Origin of the sequence: Micromonospora sp. (genome assembly GCF_048594385.1) — a bacterium.
Classification (GTDB): Bacteria; Actinomycetota; Actinomycetes; order Mycobacteriales; family Micromonosporaceae; genus Micromonospora; species Micromonospora wenchangensis.
Genome location: NZ_JBMDWU010000092.1, coordinates 1 through 9,636 on the forward strand (window position 1 = coordinate 1; position 9,636 = coordinate 9,636).

The 9,636-nt window shown below is 74.4% G+C and carries 11 protein-coding genes; 9 read left to right on the plus strand and 2 right to left on the minus strand.

Annotated elements, in window-relative coordinates; all coding sequences use genetic code 11:
* Positions 1 to 1,145, plus strand: a 1,145-nt coding sequence (locus tag ACOJTC_RS04145) for an aminotransferase class I/II-fold pyridoxal phosphate-dependent enzyme (RefSeq protein ID WP_420115817.1), incomplete at its 5' end; no start/stop codon positions are given.
* Here ACOJTC_RS04145 and ACOJTC_RS04150 read toward each other — a convergent pair.
* Both ACOJTC_RS04150 and ACOJTC_RS04155 read right to left on the minus strand, forming a co-directional pair.
* Positions 1,135 to 1,395, minus strand: coding sequence for a hypothetical protein (locus ACOJTC_RS04150; RefSeq protein ID WP_420115818.1), 261 nt, complete (start codon positions 1,393 to 1,395; stop codon positions 1,135 to 1,137). The genes ACOJTC_RS04145 and ACOJTC_RS04150 overlap by 11 nt on opposite strands.
* Positions 1,392 to 1,598 carry a hypothetical protein gene (locus ACOJTC_RS04155; RefSeq protein ID WP_420115819.1) on the minus strand — a complete coding sequence of 69 codons (207 nt, stop codon included), beginning with the start codon at positions 1,596 to 1,598 and terminating at the stop codon, positions 1,392 to 1,394. The genes ACOJTC_RS04150 and ACOJTC_RS04155 overlap by 4 nt, the downstream gene beginning before the upstream one ends.
* 312 nt (positions 1,599 to 1,910) lie before the next feature.
* Here ACOJTC_RS04155 and ACOJTC_RS04160 point away from each other — a divergent pair, with 312 nt between their 5' ends.
* The 8 genes from ACOJTC_RS04160 to rny all read left to right on the plus strand — a co-directional run bounded on the left by ACOJTC_RS04160 (position 1,911) and on the right by rny (position 9,562).
* On the plus strand, positions 1,911 to 2,114 hold the full coding sequence (locus ACOJTC_RS04160; RefSeq protein WP_420115820.1) for a helix-turn-helix transcriptional regulator: 204 nt from the start codon (positions 1,911 to 1,913) through the stop codon (positions 2,112 to 2,114).
* 71 nt (positions 2,115 to 2,185) lie between these two features.
* On the plus strand, positions 2,186 to 2,887 hold the full coding sequence (locus tag ACOJTC_RS04165) for a UdgX family uracil-DNA binding protein (protein WP_420115821.1): 702 nt from the start codon (positions 2,186 to 2,188) through the stop codon (positions 2,885 to 2,887).
* 176 nt (positions 2,888 to 3,063) lie between these two features.
* Positions 3,064 to 4,377: an MFS transporter gene (locus ACOJTC_RS04170; protein WP_420115822.1), complete on the plus strand. Its 1,314-nt coding sequence runs from the start codon at positions 3,064 to 3,066 to the stop codon at positions 4,375 to 4,377.
* 4 nt (positions 4,378 to 4,381) lie between these two features.
* Positions 4,382 to 4,582 (plus strand): DUF3046 domain-containing protein, encoded by a 201-nt coding sequence (locus tag ACOJTC_RS04175; RefSeq protein ID WP_420115823.1) that lies wholly within the window; start codon positions 4,382 to 4,384, stop codon positions 4,580 to 4,582.
* A gap of 185 nt (positions 4,583 to 4,767) precedes the next feature.
* On the plus strand, positions 4,768 to 5,814 hold the full coding sequence (gene recA, locus ACOJTC_RS04180) for a recombinase RecA (protein WP_088647146.1): 1,047 nt from the start codon (positions 4,768 to 4,770) through the stop codon (positions 5,812 to 5,814).
* 14 nt (positions 5,815 to 5,828) lie between these two features.
* Positions 5,829 to 6,542 carry a regulatory protein RecX gene (locus ACOJTC_RS04185; protein WP_420115824.1) on the plus strand — a complete coding sequence of 238 codons (714 nt, stop codon included), beginning with the start codon at positions 5,829 to 5,831 and terminating at the stop codon, positions 6,540 to 6,542.
* Positions 6,543 to 6,544: 2 nt separating this feature from the next.
* Complete coding sequence (locus tag ACOJTC_RS04190) at positions 6,545 to 7,249, plus strand: 3-keto-5-aminohexanoate cleavage protein (RefSeq protein WP_420115825.1); 705 nt, start codon at positions 6,545 to 6,547, stop codon at positions 7,247 to 7,249.
* A 546-nt stretch (positions 7,250 to 7,795) separates the two neighbouring features.
* Positions 7,796 to 9,562, plus strand: coding sequence for a ribonuclease Y (gene rny / locus ACOJTC_RS04195; RefSeq protein WP_420115826.1), 1,767 nt, complete (start codon positions 7,796 to 7,798; stop codon positions 9,560 to 9,562).
* Positions 9,563 to 9,636 lie beyond the last annotated feature (74 nt).

Consider the following 9,636-nt stretch of genomic DNA (forward strand, 5'->3'; position numbering starts at 1 on the left):
CCGCCGGCCGGCACGGCACCCGGGTGCGGCCCCGGCCGCCGGTCGCCCCCCGGCGCGCCGCGCACGCTCCGGCCCCGGCACCCGGCACCCGGGACGTGTCCCACGGGCAACCCGACCCCCGGCTGCTGCCGCAGTTCGGCCCGCACCTGGCCGCGCTCGCCGACACGGTCGGCCCACCCGTCGGGTACGCAACGACCGGCGTGCACCCTGCCCTGGCCGAGGCCGCCCGCTCCCGGCTGGCCGCCGACGGGGTGCCCGCCGACGAGTTGACCGTCACGGGGGGCGCGCTCGACGGCATCGAACGGCTGCTCGCCACCCACCGGCGCCCCGGTGACGCGGTGGGCCTGGAGGACCCGGGCTGGGCCAACCTGCTCGACCTGGTCGCCGCGCTCGGGTTGCGGCCGGTCGGCTTCCCGGTCGACGACGAGGGGCCCGTCGTGTCCGGGGTGCGTGACGCGGTCGCGCTCGGGGTGCGGGCGCTGGTGGTGACCAGCCGGGCGCAGAATCCGACGGGTGCCGCCGTCTCCGCCGGCCGGGCCGGGGAGTTGCGGGCCCTGCTCGCCGGCCGCCCCGACCTGCTGCTGATCGAGGACGACCACGCCGCCGAGCTGTCCCGGCTGCCGGTGCACCCGCTGGCCGGGGCCACCCCGACCTGGGCGTTCGTCCGCTCGGTCAGCAAGCCCTACGGGCCCGACCTGCGGCTTGCGGTGCTGGCCGGTGACGAGGTGACGGTGTCCCGGGTGGCCGGCCGGGCCAGGGTGGGGGCCGGCTGGGTCTCCACCGTCCTGCAACGGCTCGTCCTGTCGCTCTGGCGCGATCCGGCCACCACCGCCCTGGTCGACCGGGCCGCCGACGCCTACGAACGTCGCCGCCGGGGGCTGCTCGCCGCGCTCGCCGACCGGGGCGTGGCGGGGCACGGCCGCAGCGGCATCAACGTCTGGCTGCCGGTGCCCGACGAGACCGCCACGGTCACCGCGCTGCGCGACACCGGCTGGTCGGTCGCGCCCGGCGGCCTCTCCCGGCTCGGCAGCCCGCCCGCCGTGCGGATCACGGTCAGCGCGCTCGACGACGCCGACCTCGTGCCGCTGGCCGACGCGGTGGCGGCGGCGGTCCGCCCCGCCGGCCCGGTCGGTTTCACCGCCTGACCCGAGCCGTCGGCCCGCTCCCGCCCCGCTGCCCGGGGGTCGGCTCCGGCGGCGTGGTCAACCCCGCCGGGCGTACGAAGACCTTCCGGCGGGCGACCGCGTCGCCGGCCGCGTCCAGTTGGTAGCCCTCCAACCAGACCCATCCGTCGTACGTGGGCCAGTCGAGCACCCGGATGACCCGCACCCGGATGGGCCGGAGGAACTGCACGCTGGCGGCGCTGGTCACGTACACCAGGTCGCCGGCCCTCACCGGCCGCCCCGGTCCCGTCGGGCGCGCAGCTCCCGCTGGACGCGCCGGTCCCGCCAGGCGCGCAACGTTGCGCCCGCGTCGGCGAGGCGGGCGCACGAGCCGTCCGTCCGGCACCTGGAGCAGGCGTTGCGGTGGTGGAAGTCGACGACGTAACCGGCCATCACCACGGCGAACGGTGGCTCGCCGGATCGCGGCTCAGGCATCGGGCCAGCACCCCCGGTTGGGCCGGCCGGAGCGGCGCGCGCCCCACCTCACCTCGGGGACCTGTCGACGCGGCGCGGCCCGCCGGCCGGCGGGGGAGTGCCGCCCGGCAGGCGCCGTCGGGGGCAGGGGCCTGGCCCGTTGTGCGACGTCAATGGGCTCAGCCGGCCGGCGGAACCACTTGCAACGGGACATGCCGAACGCTCCTGACGCTAGGGGTTTACGTGACGTAAACCTTACATCCGAAGAGCGAGTTGGGTATAGAGTCTCCGCTTCTGGAAGCGTGCGCATGCTGTATCCGTAGCGTCTGACGGGTGGAAGTAGCGTTGATGGGTGCGGCAGAGATCCAGGAACGCCTGGGCGTCTCCCGGCAGCGCGCCTACATCCTGATCAACCGACGGGACTTCCCGGCTCCGGCGGCGACCCTCAGGATGGGCAACGTCTGGCTCAAGTCCGATGTGGAGGCGTGGATCGCCGAGAAGCGTCCGCACCTGCTCGAAAGCGACGAGGAAGCGTAAGGATCCCGGGCTGACGGGACGCCCGGCGGGTCCCTCGTGGACTCCCGACACGACCGGGTAGAACAGTCGCCATGGCCGAGCAGACCGACGCACCCGGTGCCCAGCAGTTCATCCCGCCACAGGCCGGCACACTTGCCGAGCTGCGGGCCGCAGCCGCCGGTTGCCGGGGCTGCGAGCTGTACCGGGACGCCACCCAGACCGTCTTCGGCCGGGGCGACGAGAGCGCCCGGGTGGTCTTCGTCGGCGAGCAGCCAGGCGACCTGGAGGACCAGCACGGGCTGCCCTTCGTCGGTCCGGCCGGCCGGCTGCTGCGTCGGGCGGTCGACGACGCCGGTCTCGACCCGGCCCACCTCTACATCACCAACGCGGTGAAGCACTTCCGGCACGAGTTGCGCGGCCGGCGTCGTATCCACCAGACCCCGGACCGGGTGCACATCGTCGCCTGCCGGCCGTGGCTGGTCGCCGAGTTCGCCCGGCTCCGCCCCGACCTGGTGGTGGTGCTCGGCGCGACGGCGGCGAAGGCCCTGCTCGGCCCGACGTTCCGGGTCACCCGGCAGCGCGGCGAGCTGCTGCCCTGGCCCGCCGCCGCCGAGCACCCGGAGGACTTCACCCGGGTCCCGGTGGACCGCGCCGGCACGGTCGCCGACGCGCCCGCCGCCCGGGTGCTCGCCACCATCCACCCGTCGGCGGTGCTGCGCGCCGACAACCAGGACGTCGCCTACCGGGGGCTGGTGGACGACCTCACGGTCGCCGCCCGCGTCCTGACCGGCTGACCGCGGGGCCGCGCGCCCGGGAACTCCGGCCCTGCCCGACCCCGGCCGGCCCCGGAACTCCCGGCCGGGCCCGACTCCGGCAACCCTGGCCGGGCCCGGCTCCGGCGTGCCCGGGAACCCCGGTGCGGGCGGGGGGTCGACTGCGCGAGGATTGCCTCCCCGGACCAGGAGCTGCGATGACCGTCGACCTGCGTGTGCCCGCCCGGCCCGACGTCGCCCCGATCCAGCGGCGTACGTTGCGGCTGCTCGTCGCCACCCAGACCATCGGTGGGGTCGGGGTGGCGATCGGCATCTCCGTCGGGGCGCTGCTGGCGGCCCGGGTCGCCGGCACCGCCGTGGCGGGGCTGGCGCAGAGCTGCGGGGTGGTCGGCGCGGCGCTGCTCGCCGTACCCGTCACCCGGATCATGAACGGGCACGGCCGGCGGCCGGGGCTGGTGGTGGCCTACCTGACCGGGGCGGTCGGGGCGCTGCTGGTGGTGCTCGCCACGGTCACCGGCGGGGTGCCGCTGCTCTTCCTCGGGATGCTGCTGTTCGGCGGCGGCACGGCGGCCAACCTCCAGGCCCGCTACACGGCGGTGGACCTCGCCGAACCGGCCCGCCGGGGCCGGCAGCTCTCCCTGGTCGTCTGGGCCACCACCATCGGCTCGGTGGCGGCGCCCAACTTCGCCGCGCTCGCCGACCGGGTCACCCGGTCCTGGGGGCTGCCGTCGCTGGCCGGCCCGTTCGCGTTCAGCGCCGTCGCGTTCGGCCTGGCTGCGGTCGTACTGCTGCTGTTGCTGCGGCCCGACCCGCTGCTCACCGCGCGGCGGCTCGCGGCGGCCGAGGCGGGTGCGTCGCCCGGGGCCGCCACCCCGGCGACGACCGCGCCGGGCGCACGGCGGGAGGGCATGCGGGCGGCCTGGCGGGTGGTGCGCGGCCGGCCGGCGGCGCGGCTGGGCATCGCCGCCGTCGCGGTCGGCCACCTGGTGATGGTCGCGGTGATGGCGATGACCCCGGTACGCCTCGGCGAGTCGCACTCGGACGCGGACGTGCTGCGGGTGGTCGGCATCGTGCTGAGCGTGCACATCGCCGGCATGTACGCGTTCTCGCCGGTGGTGGGTTGGCTCACCGACCGGTGGGGCCGGCGCGCGGTGATCCTCGTCGGCGTCGGCACCCTGCTTTCGGCGTGCGCGGTAGCCGGTACCGCCGGGCACCACACGCCGCGCCTCTCGGTCGGCCTGGCCCTGCTCGGGCTGGGCTGGTCGGCGACCATGGTGGCCGGTTCGACGCTGCTGTCCGAGGCGGTGCCGTCCCGGGTACGCCCCAGCGTGCAGGGGCTCTCCGACCTGACGATGGGGCTGGCCGGGGCGGGCGCGGCGGCGGCCAGCGGGTTTGTCATGCGGGTGGCGGGTTATCCGACCCTGACCCTGCTGGCGGCGATCGCGGTGGTGCCGCTGGTGGCGCTAGCGTTGCGTCGGGTGCCACCGGCGGTGCCCGACGAGGAGGAGTGATCACGTGCGGTTGACCGACTTCTGGACCCGGCTGGACGAGGCGTTCGGGTCGGGCTACGCGACCAGCATCGCCAGCGACCAGGTGCTCTCCCACCTCGACGGGCGGACCATCGAGCAGGCCCTCGCGGCCGGCGAGCAGACCCACGTGGTGTGGCGGGCGGTGGTCGCCGCGTACCCCGACCGGGTGCCGGCGCGACTACGCTGAGCTGCCGTCGAACCCCGTCCGCGTGTCGCTTGCCGACTCGTACACCTGTTCGGCTATTGTCCACAGCGGGGTGCTCGTCCACAGCTCGCGGCCCGTCGGCTGGTTTTCTGTCGGACCCAGCGCCTAGCGTGTCCCGCGTGACGCGAAGCTCAGGAAAGACGCCGGCGAAGGCAGGAGTGGCAAACATGGCCGCAGGGCCCGACCGGGAGAAGGCACTCGACCTTGCTCTCGCTCAGATCGACAAGCAGTTCGGCAAGGGGTCGGTGATGCGGCTGGGCGAGCGCCCGGTCGTCCAGACCTCGGTCATCCCGACCGGTTCCATCGCGCTCGACGTGGCGCTCGGCGTGGGTGGCCTGCCCCGGGGCCGGGTCGTCGAGATCTACGGCCCCGAGTCCAGCGGTAAGACCACGGTCGCCCTGCACGCGGTGGCCAACGCCCAGCGGGCCGGCGGCATCGCCGCCTTCGTCGACGCCGAGCACGCGCTCGACCCCGACTACGCCAAGGCGCTCGGCGTCGACACCGACGCCCTGCTGGTCTCCCAGCCGGACACCGGCGAGCAGGCGCTGGAGATCACCGACATGCTGGTCCGCTCCGGCGCGATCGACATCATCGTGATCGACTCGGTGGCGGCCCTGGTGCCGCGCGCCGAGATCGAGGGCGAGATGGGTGACAGCCACGTCGGTCTCCAGGCCCGGCTGATGAGCCAGGCGCTGCGGAAGATCACCGGCGTGCTCAACAACACGGGCACCACGGCGATCTTCATCAACCAGCTCCGCGAGAAGATCGGCGTCATGTTCGGCTCGCCCGAGACCACCACCGGTGGTAGGGCGCTGAAGTTCTACGCCTCGGTCCGGCTCGACGTGCGCCGCATCGAGAGCCTCAAGGACGGCACCGACGTGGTCGGTAACCGCACCCGGGTCAAGGTCGTGAAGAACAAGGTCGCCGCGCCGTTCAAGCAGGCCGAGTTCGACATCATGTACGGCAAGGGCATCTCCCGCGAGGGCTCGCTGATCGACGTCGGCGTGGAGCAGGCGATCATCCGCAAGTCCGGCGCCTGGTACACCTACGACGGTGACCAGCTCGGCCAGGGCAAGGAGAAGGCCCGGGAGTTCATGAAGGAGAACCCGGACGTGGCCGCCGAGATCGAGAAGAAGATCCTGGAGAAGCTCGGGGTCGGGGTCGGCGCGGGTGACGCCGCCGGTGGCCCTGAGCTGCCGCCTGTCGACTTCTGACCGGTCGCCCCCCGATGGCAGGACGACGCGCCCGCACGGGGCGGGGGTGGGACGCCTCCCCACCCCGCGCGGGTGCCGACGACCCCTCCCGCACCGATGCCGACGATCCGACCCGGGCCGGTGGCACCCGCCCCCGTCGGGGTCGCCGGGGACGGGCCGACGAGGACGCGCCGGGGCAGGTCGAGCCGACCCCCCGGGACGAGGGCGAGCTGGCCCGGGAGATCTGCCTGCGGCAGCTCGCGGTGCGCCCGCGTACCCGGGCCGAGCTGGCCGGGGCGCTGGCGAAGAAGGGCATCTCCGACGAGGTGTCCGCCCAGGTGCTCGACCGTTACGACGAGGTCGGCATCATCGACGACGCGGCCTTCGCCCGCGCCTGGGTATCCAGCCGGCACAACGGTCGCGGGCTGGCCCGCCGGGCCCTGGCCAACGAGCTGCGCCAGCGTGGCGTGGACGGCGAGGTGGCCAGCGAGGCGCTCGGCGAGTTGGACGAGGAGACCGAGGCGCAGACCGCCCGCGCCCTGGTCGACCGGAAGCTTCGGACCGCCCGGGGCGAGCCCGACGCGGTGTTCCGCCGGCTGGTCGGCATGCTCGCCCGCAAGGGTTATCCGCCCGGGGTGGCGATCCGGGCGGTGAAGGACGCCCTGGCCGCCCAGAGCGCCGAGGCGGCCGAGTTCGCCGAGCAGATCGACGCCGACGCGCTGGCCGACGCCGAGGGCGAGCGGGGCTGACCGTGTGGAAGGCGTCCCTCAACGGTGCACGACGGCGCGACGAGCATCCCGCCGTGCCGCTGACCGCAGCCGAGCTGGCCGCCGACGCGGTCCGCTGTGCCGCGCTGGGGGTGGCGGCGGTGCACGTCCATCCCCGGGACGCCGACGGTGCCGAGTCGCTGTCGCCGTCGGTGATCGCCGAGGCGGTGACCACGATCCGCGCCGCCCGGCCGGGGCTGCCGGTGGGGGTGAGCACCGGCGCGTGGATCGCACCCGACCCGGCCGACCGGGTCGCCGCTGTCCGTGCCTGGTCGGTGCTACCCGACTTCGCCTCGGTCAACGCCCACGAGGACGGTGCCGAGGCGGTCGCGGCGGCGCTGCACGAGCGGGGTGTGCTGGTCGAGGCCGGCCTCTGGACGGTGGACGCGGTCCGCGCCTGGCGGGGCTGGCGGGTGCCCGCCGGGCGGGTCCTGGTCGAGTGCCTGGCCGACGAGCCGGACCGGGCGCTGGCCGACGCCGCCGACATGCTCGCCCGTCTCGCCCCCGGTGATCCTCCGGTGCTGCTGCACGGCGAGGGGCCGGCGACCTGGCCGGTGCTCCTGGAGGCGCTCCGCCGGGGCCTGGACACCAGGATCGGTCTGGAGGACACCCTGCGTCTGCCGGACGGCTCACCCGCCCCCGACAACGCCGCCCTGGCGGGCTGCGCCCGCGCACTGGGTGCCCGCTGACCCGACCGGGTCCGGCCCCACCACTGCGGATTTTTGGGATTTTTGCAGCGCCGTGTCCGGATTTGGATCACCAGTGGGTGACGTTGCCAACTCTCTCCGTTCGGGGGGTTTGATCATGAGTTCTTGACCGAACGGCCTCCCGCGACCTAGCCTCGCCATACAGGCTCACTTTGCCCGACCAAGCGCAGGCTAAGCGCACAACATAGATCGCGTAACAGAACCGCATCACTTTGGCCAGCTCCACCGGCCTTGACGGTCCCTCCGGACAGCCGGTCCGGAGCCGACCCGACAACTGCACCCGGCTGTCGGCGATGCCGCATGGGCACCGCCGACGGAGAGCTGTACCCACGGCCAGCCGCTCGGTCGGGCGTCCGGAGCCGCAGAGGTGGCGTGCCCGTCGGCACGGTTCCCCTGCGGCGTAGACGTTTGGGGAGGCGCGACCATGGCTGGTCGGCACAGGGACCGGGGGTCCCCAGGAGGTGGTGGCGCGCACGGTCGCGCCGGCACGGTGTTGCGGCCCACCGGCCCGGGTGACGGGACGCCGGCATGAGCACCTTCGACGTGGTGCTCCTGATCGTCGTCGGGCTCCTCGCCCTCGTCGTGGTCGGCGTCGTCCTGGTCGGCGTACGGGCGCTGCGCCGGATCGGCACCGCCCCCGCCCCGGACGATCCCGCCTTCATCGCGGAGAAGGACCGGCAGGAACAGTCGCTGGCCGCGCTGCGCAGCGCCGCCGACGAGGTGAACAGCACCATCGACGTGGCGAAGTCCGCCGCCTCGGCGGCGCGGGCCGAGGCGGCCGGGGCGAAGGCGGAGGCGAAGTCGGCCCGCGCGGAGGCCCGGCGGGTCCTCGACGACGCCCGCGCCGAGGCGGACACCGTCCTGGAGCGGGCGCACAAGCAGGCCGAGGCGGACGCCGAGCAGTTGCGGGCCAGCGCCCGGCGTAGCGGTGAGCGTGAGGTGGCGGTGCTCGCCGCGACGACGCGGGAGCAGGCGGCCGAGGTGGAACGCCGGGCCGCCCGGATGGACGAGCGGGAGCGGCTGCACACCGAGGAGGTGGAGCGGCTGGCCGAACGGGAGCGGCAGCTCACCGCCGCCAGTGCCGCGCTGGCCGAGCGGGAGGCGGCGGTCACCGCCCGGGAGGCCGCCCTGACGGTGGCCGAGGAGCAGCGCCGGCGGGAACTGGAACGCGTCGCCGGGCTCACCGCCGACTCGGCCCGCACCGAGCTGATCGAGGCGATCGAGACGCAGGCGAAGCGGGAGGCGGCGCTGCTGGTGCGGGACATCGAGTCCGACGCCCGCAACACCGCCGAGCAGCGCGCCCGGCACATCGTGGTGGACGCCATCCAGCGGGTGGCCAGCGAGCAGACCGCGGAGAGCGTGGTCAGTGTGCTGCACCTGCCGGGGGACGAGATGAAGGGGCGGATCATCGGCCGGGAGGGGCGCAACATCCGCGCCTTCGAGTCGGTGACCGGGGTCAACCTGATCATCGACGACACCCCGGAGGCGGTGCTGCTGTCCTGCTTCGACCCGGTGCGCCGCGAGGTCGGCCGGCTCACCCTGGAGAAGCTGGTGCTCGACGGGCGCATCCACCCGCACCGGATCGAGGAGGTGCACGACCTGGCCCGCCAAGAGGTGGAGGAGCTGTGCCACCGGGCCGCCGAGGACGCCCTGGTCGAGGTGGGCATCACCGAGATCCACCCGGAGCTGGTCACCCTGCTCGGCCGGCTGCGCTACCGCACGTCGTACGGGCAGAACGTGCTCAAGCACCTGGTGGAGACCGCGCACATCGCCGGGATCATGGCCGCCGAGCTGCGGTTGGACGTGCCGACGATCAAGCGGTCGGCGTTCCTGCACGACATCGGCAAGGCGCTCACCCACGAGGTGGAGGGCAGTCACGCCATCATCGGTGCCGACCTGGCCCGCAAGTACGGCGAGAGCGAGGACGTGGTGCACGCCATCGAGGCGCACCACAACGAGGTGCCGCCGCAGACCATCGAGGCGGTCCTCACCCAGGCCTCCGACGCGTGCTCGGGCGGGCGGCCGGGGGCCCGGCGGGAGAGCCTGGAGGCGTACGTCAAGCGGCTGGAACGGATCGAGGAGATCGCCGCCGGCAAGATCGGCGTGGAGAAGGTCTTCGCGATGCAGGCGGGCCGGGAGATCCGGGTGATGGTCAAGCCGGACGACGTCGACGACATCGGCGCGGCGGTCCTCGCCCGGGACGTGGCCAAGCAGATCGAGGAGGAGCTGACCTACCCGGGTCAGATCCGGGTGACAGTGGTCCGCGAGTCCCGGGTCACCGAGATCGCCCGCTGACCCCGCACGCGACCCGGGGCGGCCCCGCCCTGCGGGGCCGGCCGCGTCGCGGGGGGGGGGGTGGAGTTGGCCCC

What these genes read in the sequence shown, in the direction of transcription:
- rny (WP_420115826.1), top strand. Translation starts at nt 7,796, where the DNA reads ATGAGCACCTTCGACGTGGTGCTCCTGATCGTCGTCGGGCTCCTCGCC.
- ACOJTC_RS04170 (WP_420115822.1), top strand. Translation starts at nt 3,064, where the DNA reads ATGACCGTCGACCTGCGTGTGCCCGCCCGGCCCGACGTCGCCCCGATC.
- ACOJTC_RS04185 (WP_420115824.1), top strand. Translation starts at nt 5,829, where the DNA reads ATGGCAGGACGACGCGCCCGCACGGGGCGGGGGTGGGACGCCTCCCCA.
- ACOJTC_RS04155 (WP_420115819.1), bottom strand. Translation starts at nt 1,598, where the DNA reads ATGCCTGAGCCGCGATCCGGCGAGCCACCGTTCGCCGTGGTGATGGCC.
- recA (WP_088647146.1), top strand. Translation starts at nt 4,768, where the DNA reads ATGGCCGCAGGGCCCGACCGGGAGAAGGCACTCGACCTTGCTCTCGCT.
- ACOJTC_RS04165 (WP_420115821.1), top strand. Translation starts at nt 2,186, where the DNA reads ATGGCCGAGCAGACCGACGCACCCGGTGCCCAGCAGTTCATCCCGCCA.